The following is a 17,721-nucleotide window of genomic DNA, read 5'->3' as shown; positions in this document are numbered from 1 at the left end:
GGAGGAGGGGGTTCTCGATGATGGGGTCCTCCCGTTCCTCCCGGCGGCGCATCAGGGCGGCGAGCAGCAGGGGGTGCTGGATCATCGACTCCCCGCGCTCCTCGCGGCGGCGCATGAGCATGGCGAGGAGGAGGGGGTTCTCGATGATGGGGTCCTCCCGTTCCTCCCGGCGGCGCATCAGGGCGGCGAGCAGCAGGGGGTGCTGGATCATCGACTCCCCGCCCTCCTCCCGGCGGCGCATGAGCGCGGCGAGGAGGAGAGGGTGGCCGATGATCGGGTCCTCCCCGTGTTCCTCACGCCGGGAGAGCAACGCGGCCAGCAGAAGCGGTCCGATGGCGGACTCCTCTTCCTCCTGGCCGACGCCTGCCTTCTCCCGAGTGGGGCTCTCCGTCGTTGCCGTCATGGATTCCTCCTTCTGTGAAGCAAGACGCAGACGCATGACGCAGCGGAGTGCCCAAACTGTGGGAAGTTCCGCGCTCCGCTCCTTCGTCATCGTCGGGGCCCCCGGTGCCCGCCGCACTTCGATCTTGTGCGCGGGGAAGGGGCTACCGGCGGCGCGTACGGGCCGCAGGAGGTGGGGGACATGCCCGGACGTCCGCCGCAACGCGCGCAGGCCCCGACCCGTCGAGTACGGGGCGGGGCCTGCGGCGGACGGACCGGCGGATCCGTCAGAGGCGCTCGGGCGTCCGGATGCCCAGCAGGGCCATGCCCTGGTGCAGGGTGCGCGCGGTGACGTCGCACAGGAACAGGCGGTTCTCCACCTGCTCCGGCGTCTCCGCCTTCAGCACCGGGCACTTGTCGTAGAAGGTCGTGTACAGGGACGCGAGCTGGTACAGGTACGCGGTCAGCTTGTGCGGGGCGTACTCCGCGGCCGCCTCCCGCACCATCTCCGCGAAGGCGTCGGCGTGCAGGCCCAACGCCCGCTCCGTCGGCGTCAGTTCCAGCTCCGGGTGGGCGCAGGGCCGTACCTCTCCGGCCTTGCGGAGGATCGACTGGATCCGGGCGTAGGCGTACTGGAGGTAGACCGACGTGTCGCCGTTCAGCGAGACCATCTGGTCCAGGTCGAACTTGTAGTCCCGGCTCGCCGAGGTCGACAGGTCCGCGTACTTCACCGCGCCGATGCCGACTTGGGCACCCCGCTCGGCGATCTCCTCGTCCGAGAGGTCCTGCGCCTTCTCCCGGACGACCGCCGAGGCACGCTCGATCGCCTCGTCGAGCAGGTCGACCAGGCGGACCGTCTCGCCCTCACGGGTCTTGAACGGCTTGCCGTCCTTGCCGAGCACCGTGCCGAACGCCAACTGGTACGCCGTCACGTCGTCGTTCAGCCAGCCGGCCCGCCGCGCGGTCTCGAAGACCATCTTGAAGTGCAGGGACTGCCGGGCGTCCACGACGTACAGCAGGGTGTTCGCCTTGAGGTTGAAGACCCTGTCCCTGATCGCCGACAGGTCGGTGGCCGCGTAGCCGTAGCCGCCGTCGGACTTCTGGACGATCAGCGGGACCGGGTTGCCGTCCGGGCCCTTGACGTCGTCGAAGAAGACGCACAGGGCGCCCTCCGAGCGGACCGCCACGCCGGACTCCTCCAGCAGGCGGCAGGTCTCGGCGAGCATGTCGTTGTAGCCGGACTCGCCGACGATGTCCGGGTCCCGGACATCCATGTCCAGCTTCTCGAAGACGGAGAAGAAGTAGATCTTCGACTCGTCCACGAACTTCTGCCACATGGCCACCGTGTGCGCGTCGCCGGCCTGGAGGTCCACCACCCGGCGCCGGGCCCGCGTCTTGAACTCCTCGTCGGAGTCGAAGAGCTTGCGCGCGGCCTTGTAGAGGCGGTCGAGGTTCGACATCGCCTCCGCGCCGGTCACCTCGGACGCCTTGTGGTCCAGCTCGTGCGGGTGCTCGTCCAGATACTGGATGAGCATGCCGAACTGGGTGCCCCAGTCGCCGATGTGGTGCCGGCGGACCACGTTCTCGCCGGTGAACTCCAGGAGCTGGACGACGGAGTCGCCGATCACCGCGGACCGCAGGTGGCCGACGTGCATCTCCTTCGCCACGTTCGGCTGGGCGTAGTCGATCACCGTCGTGCCCGGCTGCTCCGCGTACGGCACACCCAGCCGGCCCTCGGAGTCGGCCGCCCGCGCCGCGAGGTTCTCCGTGATCGCCCGGTCGGTGACCGTGATGTTGAGGAAGCCGGGTCCGGAGACCTCGACGTCCTTGATCAGATCACCGGTGGCCACGTGCCCGACGACCTGCGCCGCCAGCTCCCGCGGGTTCGACTTCGCCTGCTTGGCCAGCGCCAGGATGCCGTTGGCCTGGAAGTCCGCCCGGTCGCTGCGTCGCAGCAGCGGGTCCGCGGCGGCGGTCTCCGGCAGGGTGGCCGAGAGGGCGGACGCGAGGCGCTGGTGGACGGAAGCGGTGAGGGACGTGACCGAGGCCATAGGAAAGGGTGCCGTTCTCCTCGTGCGGATGGATAGACAGGCCCAGTATCCCATGCGGGGTAAAGCGAATTTTCCGGCCGACGGGCGAACGCCGGGCCGCCCGCACCCGTCCAACGCGTTGAAAAGGTGTTTTCGCGGATGCCGACACGCCTGGGACAATGGAGCGGTCAGCCGTGCGACCGTAGCGGCTGCCCACGGAGAACCTTCAGAGAAACTTCAGGGAAAGAGGACGTGCCGATCGTGGCTCAGAGCACCGAGACCGCCGACTGGGTCTCCCGTTTCGCGGACGACGTCATCGAGGAGTCGGAGCGTCGGGCCCCGGGCAAACCGGTCGTCGTCGCGTCCGGGCTGTCGCCGTCCGGCCCCATCCACCTGGGCAACCTGCGCGAGGTCATGACCCCGCACCTCGTCGCCGACGAGATCCGCCGCCGCGGGTACCGGGTACGGCACCTGATCTCCTGGGACGACTACGACCGGTACCGCAAGGTCCCGGCCGGGATCGCCGGTGTCGACGAGTCGTGGGCCGAGCACATCGGCAAGCCGCTGACCTCCGTCCCGGCCCCGAAGGGCTCGGCGCACCCCAACTGGGCCGAGCACTTCAAGGCCGCCATGGTCGCCTCGCTCGCCGAACTGGGCGTGGAGTTCGACGGCATCAGCCAGACGGAGCAGTACACATCCGGCGCGTACCGCGAGCAGATTCTGCACGCGATGAAGCACCGGGGCGACATCGACGCGATCCTCGCCCAGTACCGCACCAAGCCCAAGGCGGCCAAGAAGCAGCAGAAGCCCCTGGACGAGGCCGAGCTGGAGGCCGAGGAGGGCTCGGGCGCAGCGTCCGAGGACGACGGCAGCTCCGGCTCCGCCGGCTACTTCCCGTACAAGCCGTTCTGCGGCAACTGCGAGAAGGACCTCACCACCGTCACCGCCTACGACGACGACTCCACCGAGCTGACCTACGCCTGCACCGCGTGCGGTTTCTCGGAGACGGTCCGGCTCAGCGAGTTCAACCGCGGCAAGCTGGTCTGGAAGGTCGACTGGCCGATGCGGTGGGCGTACGAGGGCGTGATCTTCGAGCCCAGCGGTGTCGACCACTCCTCGCCGGGGTCCTCGTTCCAGGTCGGCGGGCAGATCGTCGGGATCTTCGGCGGCAAGCAGCCGATCGGCCCGATGTACGCCTTCGTGGGTATCTCCGGCATGGCGAAGATGTCGTCCTCGCGCGGTGGCGTCCCCACCCCGGCCGACGCGCTGAAGATCATGGAGCCGCAGCTCCTGCGGTGGCTGTACGCCCGGCGCAGGCCGAACCAGTCCTTCAAGATCGCCTTCGACCAGGAGATCCAGCGCCTGTACGACGAGTGGGACAAGCTCGCCGCCAAGGTCGCCGATGGCTCGGCGCTGCCCGGTGACGTCGCCGCGTACACGCGCGCGGTGGGCACCGCCGCCGGCGAGCTGCCGAAGACGCGGCGCCCGCTGCCGTACCGCACGCTCGCGTCCGTCGCCGACATCACCGCCGGCCACCAGGACCAGGCGCTGCGCATCCTGTCCGAACTCGACCCGGCCGACCCGCTGGGCTCGCTCGACGAGGCCCGCCCGCGGTACGACAGGGCCGAGGCGTGGATCAACACCCACGTCCCCGCAGACCAGCGCACCATCGTCCGCGAGGAGCCCGACGCCGACCTGCTGAAGTCCCTCGACGAGCCCTCCCAGCAGTCGATCCGGCTGCTGCTCGACGGCCTTCGGGACCACTGGTCGCTCGACGGGCTCACCCACCTCGTCTACGGCGTGCCCAAGGTCCAGGCCGGGTTCTCCGCCGACGCCACGCCCAAGGAGCTGCCGCCGGAGATCAAGACCGCCCAGCGGTCCTTCTTCGCGCTGCTCTACCACCTGCTCGTCGGCCGCGACACCGGGCCGCGGCTGCCCACGCTGCTGCTCGCGGTGGGGCAGGAGCGGGTGCGGGCCCTGCTCGGGGAGTAGCGGAAGCGGCGAAGCGCTACGCGGTGATACGACGAGGGGCCCTCATGCGAGGGCCCCTCGTTCGTGGTTCAGGCTTCGGCTCGTGGTTCAGGCGATGTGGTCTTCCTCCAGCTCCGCGTTGAAGCGGTTGGAGAAGCGGCTCACCAAGTGCTTGGCCTCGTTGTCGGGCAGCGAGATCCCGTACGTGGCCTCCACCCCGTCGGCGAACTCGCGGGGGGTCGGCAGGCTGCCGTTGATCGACTGACGGAAGACCTGGTAATAGGCCTCCTCGTCCGGCTCCGTGGGCGGGGTGCCGCCGCCCTCGCCGAGCTGGCGGGTGCGGTTCGGGCCGGCCGGGATGGGGAAGCTGCCGGTGTCCTCCGGGGAGGGCTGCTCGGGCTGCTGCGGCTGCGGGGCCTCGCCCTGGTGATTCTGGTGTTCCTGGTGCCCCTGGTGTTCCTCGTGCCACTCCTCGTACGGGGGTTCCTCGTACGGAGGCTCCGGCTCGTAGGCCGGCTCGTACGCCGGGTCGTAGCCGCCGTGGTAGTCGACCTGCTGGGCGGCGGAGAACCAGGGACTCGCTTCGTCCAGGGCCTGCTGTTCCTGGACCGGCTGCCCGCCGTTGTGGGGACCGGCCAGCTCGGGGCGCTGCCCGCCGGGAGGTGCCTCCGCCAGCGCCGGAACGGGCTGGGAGGCTCCCTCGCCGCCCATCCGTGCCGCCTCGGCGGCACGAGCGTCCGCGGCCGTCTCGACCTGCGGGCGCGGCGGGATCAGGGCCGGTTCTATGCCCGCGGCCGCCAGGCCCGCCGGAGCCGTCTCCCCCAGGGGGACGCCGTACCGGGCCAGGCGCAGTGGCATCAGGGACTCCACCGGGGCCTTGCGGCGCCAGGCCCGGCCGAAGCGGGAGCGCAACCGGGCCTGGTAGACGAGACGTTCCTGTTCCAGCTTGATGACCTGGTCGTAGGAGCGCAGCTCCCACAGCTTCATCCGGCGCCACAGCAGGAAGGTGGGGACGGGGGAGAGCAGCCAGCGGGTCAGGCGGACGCCCTCCATGTGCTTGTCCGCCGTGATGTCCGCGATCCGGCCGATCGCGTGCCGGGCCGCCTCCACGGCGACCACGAACAGCACCGGGATCACCGCGTGCATGCCCACACCCAGCGGGTCCGGCCAGGCGGCGGCGCCGTTGAAGGCGATCGTGGCCAGCGTCAGCAGCCACGCGGTCTGGCGCAGCAGCGGGAAGGGGATCCGGATCCAGGTCAGGAGCAGATCCAGGGCGAGCAGCACGCAGATGCCCGCGTCGATGCCGATCGGGAACACATAACTGAAGTTCCCGAAGCCCTTCTTGAGGGCGAGTTCGCGGACGGCCGCGTACGAACCCGCGAAGCCGATACCGGCGATGATCACGGCACCCGTGACGACCACGCCGATGAGAACGCGGTGCATCCGGGTCAGCTGTGGCGTGGCCACCCGTAACTCCCTCCCCTTGCGTGTTGGTTGCGCGCAACAGGGTGGCACATCTGTGCGAGGGCCGTGGGACCGGTCCGGATGCTCCGCTTCTACGGGCCGTCCGTGGGTCAGCCGTTGGACGCGGACTTCGACGGTGAGGCCGACTTCGCGGGGGACTTGGACGCCGAGGAGGAAGAGGAGGTACTCGGCGCACCGCCGCCGGACGCGCCGTTCGCCGTCGCCACCGCGGACACCGCTTCCTTGGCGGCCTTCTCGGCGGCCTTCGTCAGGTCGTTGGTGTCCGGGGTCGAGTCACCGGCCAGACCGGCACCGTTGTAGTCGAGGGTGACGACCACGTTCTCCACCCGCGCCACGACCGTCTGCTGCTTGAAGGCGCCTTCCTTCTTCTTCAGGTCGTAGCGCACCAGCGTGGCCTCGTCGCCGGTTCCGGACACCGGCTCCGACTTCGCGTTCTGCGCGTTCGCCACGTTCCGGGCGTCCTGCACCTGCCGCTGGTAGAACTCGTGCGCCTGCTTCTCGCCGGTGCCGCGGGTGACATCGGACTCGAAACGCAGCAGCGACACGTTGAGCCAGCGGAACTGAGAGCCCTTCACCCCGTTGTTGTCCAGGCTGTTCCAGGAGCAGCCGGTACGCGTGGAGAGGTCGCTGGAGGCGCTCTCCTTGCCCGACTTCGCGCCCTTCGGGACCAGTTCGCCGAGCGTCTTGTCCGACAGCATCTTGCACGCCTGGGGCAGCTTCGCGTACGCCGCCGCCTGGACCGTCGGCGACGGGCTCGCGGAGCCCTTCGCGCCGCCCGCCGTGGTCTGCTTGGCACCGCCGCCGGAGCCGGAGTCCGAGGAGGAGCAGGCCGCGGCGAGCAGCATCACGGGGACGGCGACCGCGCAGACAAGGGCGCGGTTCGGACGCTTCGCTCGCGGGGCTTCCTGGGTTCGCTGGGCTCGCTCTTCTCGCTGGGCTGCTCGCTGCATGGTTCCTTCGCTCATGACGCTCGTGGTTCCTGCGGTCGGATCGGGTCCGAGGGGCCACCGTACGCGGTGAGACAGTCGCGCGGTCCCACTTGTCGTACTGAGCGCGGCGGCACCGGGTGCCACGCGAGAGTCGTCAACCACCCAGTGAATCGGCCAGCCGAGCGGCCAGTTTCCTTGCCTTGTCCTGCATTTCCTTGCTGTCCGGGACGATGCCGACGGTCGCCGGCTGCTCCTCGTACACGATGGTCACGACGACGTTGGACGTGCGGAATGCCACAGTTACGGTGCGCTGCCGGGCAGTCGAACCGGAGCTGTTGAGCGCGTCGTCGAGGAACGCCTCGTCGCCGAGATCGCTCAGGAGCCGGGGCTGGAGGTCGGTCGACGAGGCGTCGCCGGAGGCGGACGAGGAGGAGGAAGGGGAGCCGGGGGACGACGAGGACGACTGGGACGAAGAGGACGACGGGGACGACGGCGGGGTGCTGCCGGAACCGGAAGGTGATGCGGAGCCCGCGCCGGAGGCGGCCTTGGACTCGGTCGTGGAGGTCTCGGTGGCGGCCGGCTCGGGAAGGTGCGCGGCGGCCCGTTTGGCGGCGAAGACCGACTGCGCCTGACTGTCGTCGCTGACCGTGTTGTCGTAGGAGACGACCCGCTCGAAGTCGACGGAGAGGTGGTCGGTGGCGTCCGAGGACTCCACCTTCCAGCGGCATCCGACCTTGCGGTCGGTGTCGTACGTGAGCGTCGCCTGGCCCTCGTAGGCCTTGTCGCGCTGGTCCACGTCCATGATCTGCTTGATGCCGGGCAGCAGCGAGTCGAGGGTGTTGTGGCCGACCGCGCGGCAGGCCTCCGGAAGCGTCCGGTACTTGCCCGGCTGGGCTGCCGCCGTCGTCGGGTCGGAGCCGCCGGGGTTGGCGTTGTCCGCCCGGCCCTCACTCGACGAACCATCGGTGCAGCCGCCCAGCAGCAGCGCCGCGAGGAGCGCGGCCGCGCCGGGTACGTACGCCTTCCGCAGCACGGTCAGGCTCCTCTCGCTTTCACTGGCCCCGCTGGTTATTCGCTTGCCGGGCGGGGGCGCTCCCTGGAGACAATGTGTATCGCACGCACTGCCGCGGACGCCGGTCCGTTGTCCTGTTTCACCGACCTTGGCGCTGGTATTGCGTTTCCATGCTTCTGTTTTGTTTCCGGGGGAATGAGGGCGATATGTCGTATGTGGAAATGCCGGGCGCGAAGGTCCCGATCCGCATGTGGGCCGACCCGGCGACGGTCGAGGACGTGGCGATGCAGCAGCTCCGTAACGTCGCGACCCTCCCCTGGATCAAGGGCCTCGCCGTCATGCCGGACGTGCACTACGGCAAGGGCGCGACGGTCGGCTCGGTCATCGCGATGCGGGGCGCGGTCTGCCCGGCGGCGGTGGGCGTGGACATCGGCTGCGGAATGTCGGCCGTGAAGACCTCGCTGAGGGCCGGCGATCTCCCCGGCGACCTGTCCCGCCTCCGCTCGAAGATCGAGCAGGCGATTCCGGTGGGGCGGGGAATGCACGACCATCCCGTCGATCCGGGACGGTTCCACGGCCTGGCCACCGCGGGGTGGGACGGGTTCTGGGGGCGTTTCGACGGGGTGGCGGAGGCGGTCAGATTCCGTCAGGAGCGCGCCACGAAGCAGATGGGAACGCTGGGCAGCGGAAACCACTTCGTGGAGGTCTGCGTCGACGAGTCCCAGTCGGTGTGGCTCATGCTGCACTCCGGCTCCCGCAACATCGGCAAGGAACTCGCCGAGCACCACATCGGCGTCGCGCAGAAGCTTGCGTACAACCAGGGGCTGGTCGACCGCGACCTCGCCGTCTTCGTGGCGGACACACCGCAGATGGCGGCGTACGAGCACGACCTGTATTGGGCCCAGGAGTACGCGAGGTACAACCGCGCGATCATGATGGCGCTCCTGAAGGACGTGATCCGCCGGGAGTTCAAGAAGGCCAGGGTGACCTTCGAGCCCGAGGTGAGCTGCCATCACAACTACGTGAACCGCGAGCGCTACGAGGGCATGGACCTCCTCGTCACCCGCAAGGGAGCGATCAGCGCCCGGGCGGGGGAGTACGGCATCATCCCGGGCTCCATGGGCACCGGCTCGTACATCGTCAAGGGTCTCGGGAACGAGGAGTCCTTCAACTCCGCGTCGCACGGCGCCGGCCGGCGCATGAGCCGCAACGCCGCCAAGCGCCGCTTCTCCACCAAGGACCTGGAGGAGCAGACGCGGGGCGTGGAGTGCCGCAAGGACTCGGGCGTCGTCGACGAGATCCCGGGCGCCTACAAGCCGATCGAGCAGGTCATCGACCAGCAGCGGGACCTCGTGGAGGTCGTGGCGAAGCTGCGGCAGGTCGTCTGCGTGAAGGGCTGACGCCCGCGGGCGCGGCCGTACGCCCGGGCCGTACGGCTACTTGGCGTGGCGGACCGCGTAGATCATCACGAAGGCGACGACGTGGATGCCGAAGAGGAAGTAGCCGAGGTAGTACCAGACGTACCGTTCGCGCTTCTTCTCCAGGGCGAGGCGTTCCCGCTCCGTATCACGGTCGCGGTCGTCGGTCATCGCGGCTCCCGGTGGACCTTGGTGTTCGACGCCTGGGCGCGGGGGCGGACGACCAGGAGGTCGATGTTGACGTGGCTGGGGCGGGTGACCGCCCAGGTGATGGTGTCGGCCACGTCGTCGGCCGTCAGCGGCTCGGCCACGCCGTCGTAGACCTTGGCGGCCTTCTCCCGGTCGCCGCCGAAGCGGGTGAGGGCGAACTCCTCGGTCCTGACCATGCCGGGGGCGATCTCGATGACCCGGACCGGCCTGCCGACGATCTCCAGGCGGAGGGTCTCGGCGAGGACGTGGGCGCCGTGCTTGGCGGCGACGTAGCCACCGCCGCCCTCGTAGGTGCCGTGACCGGCGGTGGAGGAGACCACGACCACCGTGCCGTCGCCACTGGCCTCCAGCTTGGGCAGGAGGGCCTGGGTGAGGTTGAGGGTGCCGAGGACGTTCGTCTCGTACATCGTGCGCCAGTCGGCCGGGTCGCCGGTGGCGACGGGGTCGGCGCCCAGTGCCCCGCCCGCGTTGTTGACCAGGACGCCGACGGACTTGAAGGCCGTGGCGAACTCGTCCACCGCCGCGCGGTCGGTGACGTCCAGCTGGTAGGCAGTGGCGGAGTGGCCGGCCGCGCCGATCTCCTCGGCCAGTGCCTCGATGCGGTCCTTGCGGCGGGCGGTCAGGACGACCCGGTAGCCGGCGGCGGCGAGCTGCCGGGCCGTGGCGGCGCCGATGCCGCTGCTCGCACCGGTCACGACGGCGATGCGGGAGGCGGCGGACGGGGCGGCGGTGGCCATGGGCTGCTCCTCGGGGCGGAGGTGTGGTGCGTTCGCTCCGCCCAGCCTAGGCGAACGTCAGCCGCCGTTCCGTGGCGCCCACATGATCACGGCCATGCCCGCCAGGCAGACCAGCACACCGGTCACGTCCCAGCGGTCGGGCCGGTAGCCGTCGGCGACCATGCCCCACAGGATCGAACCGGCGACGAAGATCCCGCCGTAGGCGGCGAGGACGCGGCCGAAGTGGGCGTCGGGCTGGAAGGTGGCGACGAAGCCGTACGCGCCGAGCGCCAGGACGCCGCCGGCGGCCCACATCCAGCCGCGGTGCTCGCGCACGCCCTGCCAGACCAGCCAGGCGCCGCCGATCTCGAACAGTGCGGCGACGACGAAGAGGGCGGCGGAACGCAGGATCAGCATGAGGGCAGCCTCGCACGGGGCCTCTGCCGGGCGGAGGGCGGTCCGGCCGGCTGCTTTCCGGTCGCCGCCCTCCCCCGTGGGGGCCGGCCGAGTCGTCGTATCGGGCGGGGCGGAATACTTCCGGGACGGGGACGGTTGGGCAGGTATAGTTGAACCGTCAACAAACTTGGAGGGTGAGTGGCCATGCAGTTCGGGATCTTCAGCGTCGGCGACGTCACGCCGGACCCCACCACGGGGCGTACGCCGACCGAGCGCGAGCGGATCAAGGCCATGGTCGCCATCGCGCTGAAGGCCGAGGAGGCCGGCCTGGACGTCTTCGCGACCGGTGAGCACCACAACCCGCCGTTCGTGCCGTCGTCCCCGACCACGATGCTCGGCTACATCGCCGCGCGGACGGAGCGGCTGATCCTGTCCACCTCCACCACCCTGATCACCACCAACGACCCGGTGAAGATCGCCGAGGACTTCGCGATGCTCCAGCACCTGGCCGACGGGCGGGTGGACGTGATGATGGGGCGTGGCAACACCGGCCCGGTCTACCCCTGGTTCGGGCAGGACATCCGGCAGGGCATCAACCTCGCCGTCGAGAACTACGCCCTGCTGCACCGCCTGTGGCGCGAGGACGTCGTCGACTGGGAGGGCAAGTTCCGCACGCCGTTGCAGGGCTTCACCTCCACGCCCCGCCCGCTGGACGGCGTACCGCCCTTCGTCTGGCACGGCTCCATCCGCTCCCCGGAGATCGCCGAGCAGGCCGCGTACTACGGCGACGGCTTCTTCCACAACAACATCTTCTGGCCGGCCGACCACACCAAGCGGATGGTCGAGCTGTACCGGGCCCGGTACGCCCACTACGGGCACGGCACGCCCGAGCAGGCGATCGTCGGGCTCGGCGGCCAGGTGTTCATGCGGAAGAACTCCCAGGACGCGGTGCGCGAGTTCCGCCCCTACTTCGACAACGCGCCGGTCTACGGCCACGGGCCCTCCCTGGAGGACTTCACCGCCCAGACCCCGCTGACCGTCGGCTCCCCGCAGCAGGTCATCGAGAAGACGCTGTCCTTCCGCGAGTACGCCGGCGACTACCAGCGCCAGCTGTTCCTGATGGACCACGCGGGCCTGCCCCTGAAGACCGTGCTGGAGCAGATCGACATGCTGGGCGAGGAGGTCGTGCCGGTGCTGCGCGAGGAGTTCGCCAAGGGCCGCCCGGCGGACGTGCCGGACGCGCCGAACCATGGCTCCCTGCTGGCCGCGAGCCGGTCCGGGAACGAGGAAGAGGTGAGCACCGTATGAAGCTCGTCGTCGTCTCGGCGGGGCTGAGCGTCCCGTCCTCCACGCGGCTGCTGGCCGACCGGCTGGCGGCCGCGACCGCCGAGCACGCCGGGGCGGTGGACGCGCGCGTGATCGAACTGCGGGACCTGGCCGTGGAGATCGCGCACAACTTCACCGGCGGCTTCCCCGGCCCGGCCCTGGCGGACGCGCTGGACGCGGTCGCGGAGGCGGACGGGCTGGTCGTCGTCACGCCGGTGTTCTCCGCCTCCTACAGCGGACTGTTCAAGTCCTTCTTCGACGTGCTCGGGGTACGGGACGAGGGCGCGCTGGCCGGCAAGCCGGTGCTGATCGCCGCGACCGGCGGCACCGCCCGCCACTCCCTGGTCCTCGACCACGCGCTGCGCCCGCTCTTCGCGTACCTGAAGGCCGTCGTCGTCCCCACCGGCGTCTACGCCGCCTCGGAGGACTGGGGCGCCGAAGGCCTGCCCGAGCGGATCGCGCGGGCCGCGCGGGAACTGGCGGCGCTGATGACGGGGCTGTCGGCAGGGCGGCGGCCGGAGCGGGCCGCCGTGCCGGAGCAGGCCGCGCACGCGCAGGCCGGCGGGTTCACGGTGGTGCCGTTCGAGGAGCAACTGGCGGCGCTGCGGAGGTGACGCGTATCCGCCGCTCGGGAGGGCCGCGGGCGGGCGGGGGCCGCCGCCGATGGTGAGAGGACGGTAGGCGGCCCGGCGCGTTGCCTCCGAGTCGGTGAGAGGCGGGTAAAAAGGGTGATCGTAGGCCCATTCGTCTCGGTCGCGGGCCTGCGGCCTTGGCAGACTGGACGGGTGCCTCAGACTCTGCTCCTCGCCGAAGACGACCGTGCCATCCGTCACGCCCTGGAGCGTGCCCTGACGCTGGAGGGTTACGACGTGACGGCGGTCGCCGACGGCGTCGAGGCACTCGCCCAGGCCCACAAGAGCCCGCCGGACATCCTCGTCCTCGATGTGATGATGCCGGGCATCGACGGGCTCCAGGTCTGCCGGGTGCTGCGCGCCGAGGGCGACCGCACCCCGATCCTCATGCTCACCGCCCTGGTGGAGACCGCCGACCGGATCGCCGGCCTGGACGCCGGTGCCGACGACTACGTCGTCAAGCCGTTCGACGTGGAGGAGGTCTTCGCCCGGCTGCGCGCCCTGCTGCGCCGCACCAGCCCGGTCGGCGTCGGCGTGGGCGGCGCGGGGGACGTACCGGTGAAGGAGCCGCAGGTGCCCGAGCGGCAGGTCGAGGCGGCCGGGATCCGCATGGACCTCCAGGCCCGCCGGGTGTGGCGGGGCACACGCGAGCTGGAGCTGACCCGCACCGAGTTCGAACTCCTCGAGCTGCTCGTCCGCAACGCGGGGATCGTGCTGGACCACTCCACCATCTACGACCGGATCTGGGGCTACGACTTCGGCCCCGGCTCCAAGAACCTCGCCGTCTACGTCGGCTACCTGCGCCGCAAGCTCGACGAGCCGAACGCGCCGCAGCTGATCCACACCGTCCGAGGCGTGGGCTACGTGCTCCGGGAGGACTGAGTGGGCCGCCTCGCGCGGCTGCTGGACAGACCGCGGCCCCGGCTGTCGTCGCTGCGGACCACGTTCGCGGTGTCGTTCGCCGTGGTGACCGCCGCTGTCACCGTCCTCGTCGGCATCCTGTCGTACAACTCCGCCGCCCGGCTGGTGCGGGTGGACCAGCAGTCGGTGTTCACCCAGGTCGTGCAGGACGTACGGGACGAGGTCCGGCGCTACCAGCTGACGCCCGCGGACTTCACCTCCTCCCGTCCCGGGCACGAACTGGTCCGGCCCAACCGCACCAACGTGCAGGTGCTCGGCGCCCACGGCGAGATCGTCGACCACGGCACACCGCCGCTGCCCGTGACCGCCGAGGACAAGGCCGTCGCCGCCGCGGCGAAGGCCGGCAAGGCCGTCGAGTACAAGGACGTGCATGTCAAGGGCGAGGTGTACCGGATCGCGACCGTCGCCCTCGGCAAGGGCCACGGCGCCGTGCAGGTCGCCCAGGAGTTCAGCGACACCGAGGACCTGCTGCGCGCGCTCCAGCAGCGCACGCTGATCCTGATGGGGGCCGTGGTGATCGCCGCCGGCCTGTGCGGCTGGTGGCTGGCCCGCCGCATCACGCGCCGGCTGGTGATCCTCACCTCCGCCGCCGAGGGCGTCGCCCGCACCCAGCGGCTCGGCGTCGCGGTGCCCGTCACCGGCTACGACGAGGTGGGCCGCCTCGGCCGCTCCTTCGACCGCATGCTCGGCCGGCTCGCCCAGTCCGAGGAGGACCAGCGCCGCCTGGTCCAGGACGCGGGCCACGAACTGCGTACGCCGCTGACCTCCCTGCGTACGAACATCTCCTTGCTGCGCCGCATCGACGAATTGCCGCCCGCCACCCGCGAGGAACTGGTCGCCGACCTGACCCAGGAGGCCCGCGAGCTGACCGACCTGGTCAACGAACTGGTCGACCTCGCGGCCGGGCAGTCCGACTCCGAGCCCGTGCAGCGGGTCGACATCGCCGACATCGCCGAGGACGTCGCGGGACTGGCGCGCCGGCGCAGCGGACGCGACATCGTGGTCCGCTCCAGCGGCGACACCACGATTCAGGGCCGGCCGGGCATGCTCCAGCGGGCCATCTCCAACCTCGTGGAGAACGCCACCAAGTTCGACCGCGGCGGCAAGGCGCCCATCGAGATCGCCGTCGCCGGGCCCACCCGGCCGGGCACGGTCCGCGTCGAGGTCCTCGACCGCGGGCCCGGTATCGCCGCGGGCGACCTGATACGCGTCTTCGACCGCTTCTACCGCGCCGCCGACGCCCGCTCCCTGCCCGGTTCCGGCCTCGGCCTGTCCATCGTCCGCGAGGTGGCCCTGGCCCACGGCGGCGCGCCGTTCGCCTTCCGCCGCGAGGGCGGCGGATCGGTGATCGGGTTCACGGCGGGCGCGGAACGGGGCCACCACGACACGGGCGGAACGGCGACCGAATCCCGCGGTCCGGGCCGGGACCCGGGCCGCGGCACCTGAGACGGGACGCCGCCCGGGGACCTGGGACACCGCCCGGGGACCCGGGACGCCGACGGGATCCGCCCTCTAGGAAGAGGTGTCGGCGTACTCCCCGTCCGGCCGGGACTCCTTGCGGCGGGCGAGGGACGGCAGGGCGGGCGGGGTGAGGAAGCCCTCGGCGCGGGCGCTGGCGATCCCGATGCGCGGGATGTCGCTGCTCTTGGCGAACAGCAGGAAGCGGGGCTCCCAGACCGGCCGGTACTTGGCGTTGGCGCGGTACAGCGACTCGATCTGCCACCAGCGGGAGAAGAAGGTGAGCACCGAGCGCCACAGCCGCAGCACCGGCCCGGCGCCCAGCCGCGCTCCGCGTTCGAAGACCGAGCGGAACATGGCGAAGTTCAGCGACACCCGCCGCACCCCGAACTCCTCCGCGCGCAGCAGCAGTTCGACCACCATGAACTCCATCAGGCCGTTCTCGCCGTCGCGGTCGCGGCGCATGAGGTCAAGCGACAGCCCGTGCTCGCCCCACGGGACGAAGCTCAGCAGCGCCCGCGGCGCCCCGTCGGCGTCCCGGCACTCCAGCATCACGCAGCGGCCGTCGGCCGGATCGCCCAGCCGTCCCAGCGCCATGGAGAAGCCGCGCTCGGTGGCGCCGTCGCGCCAGCGGTCGGCGCGCTCCACGAGCAGCGCCATCTCCTCGTCGGGGATGTCCTCGTGCCGACGGACGCACACGGTGTAGCCGGCCCGGCGGACCCGGTTGTGGGCCTGCCGTACGACGCGCATGGCGCGCCCCTCAAGGCTGAAGTCGGCGACGTCGACGATGGCCTCGTCGCCCAGTTCGAGGGCGTCGAGACCATGCCGGGCGTAGATCGTGCCGGCCTCCTCGCTCGCGCCCATCACGGCGGGCGTCCAGGCGTGCCGGCGGGCCTCGGCCAGCCAGGCGTCGATGGCGCCGGGCCACGCCTCCGGGTCGCCGATGGGGTCGCCGGAGGCGAGGCTGACCCCGCCGACGACGCGGTAGGTGACGGCGGCCTTGCCGGTGGGGGAGAAGATCGCGGCCTTGTCGCGGCGGAGCGCGAAGTAGCCGAGGGAGTCCCGCTCGCCGTGTCCGCCGAGCAGTTCGCGCAGCCGCTTCTCGTCCTCCTCGCCGAGCAGGGCGCGGCCGCGGGGGGAGCGGAAGCAGGCGTACAGGACGAGGAGGAAGGTCGCCGCGATCGAGATGTTGATGGTGATGTCGACCCAGTGGGGCACGTGCACGGCCGGAACGCGGTCGGCGAGCGGTCCGACGCTGACGCCGCGCAGCAGGACGTAGCCGATCCGCTCGGTCAGGGAGGCGCCGCCGTGCGCCCGGTTGGTGGCGTCCACCAGCCAGGTGCCGAGGCCCGCGCTGACCAGGACGCCGCCGGCGCCGACGGCGAGGGCGAGCCTCGGGTTGGAGCGGTCGCCGACGGCGTGGAACTCGCGCCGGCCGATCAGCAGCGCGGTCACGAAGAGGCCGGTGAGCGCGGCGGAGACCCAGTTGAAGACGTGGTCGTGGAACCGGTCCTGGGTCAGCGCGAGGACGTAGAGGACGAACAGGGGCCCGGCGAGCAGCAGGTTGAACGCCCAGGCGGCGCGTTTGCGGCGCCGCATCACCACGGCCAGGAACAGCGCGAGCACCGCCGAGACCAGGCCGGCGGTGGCCAGGTACGGCGTGAAGAACTCACCGCCGTTGTGCTCGTGGACCTCCTCGCGGAACGGCAGGGAGAGCACCGCGACGATGTTGAGCACCGCGAGCAGCCGCAGGTACCAGACGGTGGCCGCCGCGGCCCGCGTCCGTAGCCGGAGGCCCGGCGGGGGAGGCGGGGAGGCGCCGGCGTCACGCTGGGCGGGGACGAGGAGCGACTGCTGTGCGGGCATGGGTGACACGTCACCTCGGAGCGGGCCGGGCAAGCCGGCGGGGACGGAACCGGCGTGGACAAAGTGGGCAGCCGGAGGGTGAGCGGTCGTACGTCCAATGGCGATGGCGCCGACCCTACGCTCTGTAGGGTAACGGGCATGCGTCGGACCCTGGTCCGCTGAGCGTCTGGAAAAGGTAAGGAAAAGGAACGAAGGCGCGGGGCGGGACGGGGCGGGCCCGGCTCCTAGTCGGTGGGAAGCGAGGCGGGCGCGCGCCGGCCGTCGGCGGGAGTGGACGTGCGTCTGCGGGACGCCGTCAGCAGCCAGGCCAGGTTGCCCACCGCCGCGCCGGCCGCCACCGTGGCGACGATCACCCCGGCCGTGGCGAAACCGGCCCGGAACAGCCGCGGCCGCGGGTTGAGGCTGTGCAGCCCGAAGCCGGACAGCAGGTAGACCCCGACAGCGGCGACGGTGAGGCTGACGACGAGCAGGACGACGGTCGGCCCGAGCCCGCCCTGCGCGTCCTCCCCGGGCGAGGCACCGGGCCGCCCCGTACCACGTGCTTCCTGCATGGGTCCCCCGTCGGTGGTTGAATGGCGAGCCGACCCCCTACAGTACGTAGGGCCGCTGCCGGGGGGAAACCGGTTCAGTCACCCGCCGTGTCCGACCGCCACGTCATCGTCACCTTCAGATGCGCCTCCGCCTCCGACTTGGCGATGACCGCGCCCAGTTCGGCGTTGAACCGCACCCCGAACTCCAGACCGACCTCGCTGGGCGGGCTCGGCATGTCCCGCAGCCGTCGCAGCGCGGCCGCGGCCGCGTTCCGGATCCGGTCGACGCCCTCCTCGAACGACGCCGTGGCGTCGGCCACTGCGTCGCCCGCGCGGGAGACCTCGACCACGCCCGGTTCGTCCTCCGCCACCTCCACGACCAGGAAACCGTCACCGTCCTGTGCCGGGAAACGCAGCAACCGCGTCATGTCCGCCCCCTC

General features: G+C 71.1%; 17 protein-coding genes. 6 read left to right on the top strand and 11 right to left on the bottom strand.

Going from position 1 to position 17,721, the window contains the following annotated elements; translation table 11 throughout:
* Both ABZ818_RS29320 and argS read right to left on the bottom strand, forming a co-directional pair.
* Window positions 1-403, bottom strand: a 403-nt coding sequence (locus ABZ818_RS29320; protein WP_361420973.1) for a hypothetical protein, incomplete at its 3' end; no start/stop codon positions are given.
* A gap of 265 nt (window positions 404-668) precedes the next feature.
* Complete coding sequence (argS, locus tag ABZ818_RS29315) at window positions 669-2,432, bottom strand: arginine--tRNA ligase (protein ID WP_361420970.1); 1,764 nt, start codon at window positions 2,430-2,432, stop codon at window positions 669-671.
* 231 nt (window positions 2,433-2,663) lie between these two features.
* Between argS and lysS the strand changes: the two genes are divergently transcribed.
* Window positions 2,664-4,403: a lysine--tRNA ligase gene (gene lysS, locus ABZ818_RS29310; RefSeq protein ID WP_361420967.1), complete on the top strand. Its 1,740-nt coding sequence runs from the start codon at window positions 2,664-2,666 to the stop codon at window positions 4,401-4,403.
* An 87-nt stretch (window positions 4,404-4,490) separates the two neighbouring features.
* Here the strand turns inward: lysS and ABZ818_RS29305 are convergent, their stop codons facing one another.
* The 3 genes from ABZ818_RS29305 to ABZ818_RS29295 form a co-directional block, all read right to left on the bottom strand.
* Window positions 4,491-5,825 (bottom strand): DUF2637 domain-containing protein, encoded by a 1,335-nt coding sequence (locus ABZ818_RS29305; RefSeq protein WP_361421046.1) that lies wholly within the window; start codon window positions 5,823-5,825, stop codon window positions 4,491-4,493.
* 131 nt (window positions 5,826-5,956) lie between these two features.
* Window positions 5,957-6,832, bottom strand: a complete 876-nt coding sequence (locus tag ABZ818_RS29300; RefSeq protein WP_361420964.1) for a DUF3558 family protein — start codon at window positions 6,830-6,832, stop codon at window positions 5,957-5,959.
* 118 nt (window positions 6,833-6,950) lie between these two features.
* Window positions 6,951-7,829: a DUF3558 domain-containing protein gene (locus ABZ818_RS29295; RefSeq protein WP_361420961.1), complete on the bottom strand. Its 879-nt coding sequence runs from the start codon at window positions 7,827-7,829 to the stop codon at window positions 6,951-6,953.
* Between the two features lie 185 nt (window positions 7,830-8,014).
* Here ABZ818_RS29295 and ABZ818_RS29290 point away from each other — a divergent pair, with 185 nt between their 5' ends.
* Window positions 8,015-9,208 carry an RtcB family protein gene (locus ABZ818_RS29290; RefSeq protein ID WP_361420958.1) on the top strand — a complete coding sequence of 398 codons (1,194 nt, stop codon included), beginning with the start codon at window positions 8,015-8,017 and terminating at the stop codon, window positions 9,206-9,208.
* Window positions 9,209-9,244: 36 nt separating this feature from the next.
* On the opposite strand, the gene ABZ818_RS29285 is transcribed toward ABZ818_RS29290, so the two are convergent.
* From ABZ818_RS29285 to ABZ818_RS29275, 3 genes are read right to left on the bottom strand one after another with little or no spacing between them, the layout of a single operon-like run.
* The gene (locus ABZ818_RS29285) at window positions 9,245-9,397 is read right to left on the bottom strand and encodes a hypothetical protein (RefSeq protein WP_361420954.1); all 153 of its coding nucleotides are present in this window, start codon (window positions 9,395-9,397) and stop codon (window positions 9,245-9,247) included.
* Entirely contained in the window at window positions 9,394-10,173 is a 780-nt protein-coding gene (locus ABZ818_RS29280) for an SDR family oxidoreductase (RefSeq protein WP_361420951.1), read from the bottom strand. The genes ABZ818_RS29285 and ABZ818_RS29280 overlap by 4 nt, the downstream gene beginning before the upstream one ends.
* A gap of 57 nt (window positions 10,174-10,230) precedes the next feature.
* The gene (locus tag ABZ818_RS29275; protein ID WP_361420948.1) at window positions 10,231-10,569 is read right to left on the bottom strand and encodes a YnfA family protein; all 339 of its coding nucleotides are present in this window, start codon (window positions 10,567-10,569) and stop codon (window positions 10,231-10,233) included.
* A gap of 183 nt (window positions 10,570-10,752) precedes the next feature.
* Here ABZ818_RS29275 and ABZ818_RS29270 point away from each other — a divergent pair, with 183 nt between their 5' ends.
* The 4 genes from ABZ818_RS29270 (at window position 10,753) to ABZ818_RS29255 (ending at window position 14,873) form a co-directional block, all read left to right on the top strand.
* The gene (locus ABZ818_RS29270; protein ID WP_361420945.1) at window positions 10,753-11,856 is read left to right on the top strand and encodes an LLM class flavin-dependent oxidoreductase; all 1,104 of its coding nucleotides are present in this window, start codon (window positions 10,753-10,755) and stop codon (window positions 11,854-11,856) included.
* Window positions 11,853-12,488, top strand: coding sequence for a CE1759 family FMN reductase (locus tag ABZ818_RS29265; RefSeq protein ID WP_361420942.1), 636 nt, complete (start codon window positions 11,853-11,855; stop codon window positions 12,486-12,488). The genes ABZ818_RS29270 and ABZ818_RS29265 overlap by 4 nt, the downstream gene beginning before the upstream one ends.
* A 183-nt stretch (window positions 12,489-12,671) precedes the next feature.
* On the top strand, window positions 12,672-13,388 hold the full coding sequence (locus ABZ818_RS29260) for a response regulator transcription factor (protein WP_361421043.1): 717 nt from the start codon (window positions 12,672-12,674) through the stop codon (window positions 13,386-13,388).
* Complete coding sequence (locus ABZ818_RS29255) at window positions 13,389-14,873, top strand: HAMP domain-containing sensor histidine kinase (protein WP_361420939.1); 1,485 nt, start codon at window positions 13,389-13,391, stop codon at window positions 14,871-14,873. It begins immediately after the preceding gene.
* Between the two features lie 66 nt (window positions 14,874-14,939).
* Here ABZ818_RS29255 and ABZ818_RS29250 read toward each other — a convergent pair whose 3' ends face one another.
* The 3 genes from ABZ818_RS29250 to ABZ818_RS29240 all read right to left on the bottom strand — a co-directional run bounded on the left by ABZ818_RS29250 (window position 14,940) and on the right by ABZ818_RS29240 (window position 17,709).
* On the bottom strand, window positions 14,940-16,751 hold the full coding sequence (locus ABZ818_RS29250) for a phosphatidylglycerol lysyltransferase domain-containing protein (RefSeq protein ID WP_361420936.1): 1,812 nt from the start codon (window positions 16,749-16,751) through the stop codon (window positions 14,940-14,942).
* Between the two features lie 224 nt (window positions 16,752-16,975).
* Entirely contained in the window at window positions 16,976-17,302 is a 327-nt protein-coding gene (locus tag ABZ818_RS29245) for a hypothetical protein (RefSeq protein ID WP_361420933.1), read from the bottom strand.
* 74 nt (window positions 17,303-17,376) lie between these two features.
* Complete coding sequence (locus tag ABZ818_RS29240) at window positions 17,377-17,709, bottom strand: CU044_2847 family protein (RefSeq protein WP_361420930.1); 333 nt, start codon at window positions 17,707-17,709, stop codon at window positions 17,377-17,379.
* Window positions 17,710-17,721 lie beyond the last annotated feature (12 nt).

The organism is Streptomyces sp. NPDC047453 (genome assembly GCF_040643155.1).
GTDB lineage: Bacteria > Actinomycetota > Actinomycetes > Streptomycetales > Streptomycetaceae > Streptomyces.
Note: the sequence above shows the minus strand (reverse complement) of the source record. Positions and strands in the feature narration are given on the sequence as shown.

Excerpts from the sequence above, each read along its gene's own strand:
- argS (WP_361420970.1), bottom strand. The coding sequence starts at position 2,432 with ATGGCCTCGGTCACGTCCCTCACCGCTTCCGTCCACCAGCGCCTCGCG.
- ABZ818_RS29305 (WP_361421046.1), bottom strand. The coding sequence starts at position 5,825 with ATGCACCGCGTTCTCATCGGCGTGGTCGTCACGGGTGCCGTGATCATC.
- ABZ818_RS29300 (WP_361420964.1), bottom strand. The coding sequence starts at position 6,832 with ATGAGCGAAGGAACCATGCAGCGAGCAGCCCAGCGAGAAGAGCGAGCC.
- ABZ818_RS29290 (WP_361420958.1), top strand. The coding sequence starts at position 8,015 with ATGTCGTATGTGGAAATGCCGGGCGCGAAGGTCCCGATCCGCATGTGG.
- ABZ818_RS29285 (WP_361420954.1), bottom strand. The coding sequence starts at position 9,397 with ATGACCGACGACCGCGACCGTGATACGGAGCGGGAACGCCTCGCCCTG.
- ABZ818_RS29280 (WP_361420951.1), bottom strand. The coding sequence starts at position 10,173 with ATGGCCACCGCCGCCCCGTCCGCCGCCTCCCGCATCGCCGTCGTGACC.
- ABZ818_RS29275 (WP_361420948.1), bottom strand. The coding sequence starts at position 10,569 with ATGCTGATCCTGCGTTCCGCCGCCCTCTTCGTCGTCGCCGCACTGTTC.
- ABZ818_RS29270 (WP_361420945.1), top strand. The coding sequence starts at position 10,753 with ATGCAGTTCGGGATCTTCAGCGTCGGCGACGTCACGCCGGACCCCACC.
- ABZ818_RS29265 (WP_361420942.1), top strand. The coding sequence starts at position 11,853 with ATGAAGCTCGTCGTCGTCTCGGCGGGGCTGAGCGTCCCGTCCTCCACG.
- ABZ818_RS29250 (WP_361420936.1), bottom strand. The coding sequence starts at position 16,751 with ATGCCCGCACAGCAGTCGCTCCTCGTCCCCGCCCAGCGTGACGCCGGC.
- ABZ818_RS29245 (WP_361420933.1), bottom strand. The coding sequence starts at position 17,302 with ATGCAGGAAGCACGTGGTACGGGGCGGCCCGGTGCCTCGCCCGGGGAG.
- ABZ818_RS29240 (WP_361420930.1), bottom strand. The coding sequence starts at position 17,709 with ATGACGCGGTTGCTGCGTTTCCCGGCACAGGACGGTGACGGTTTCCTG.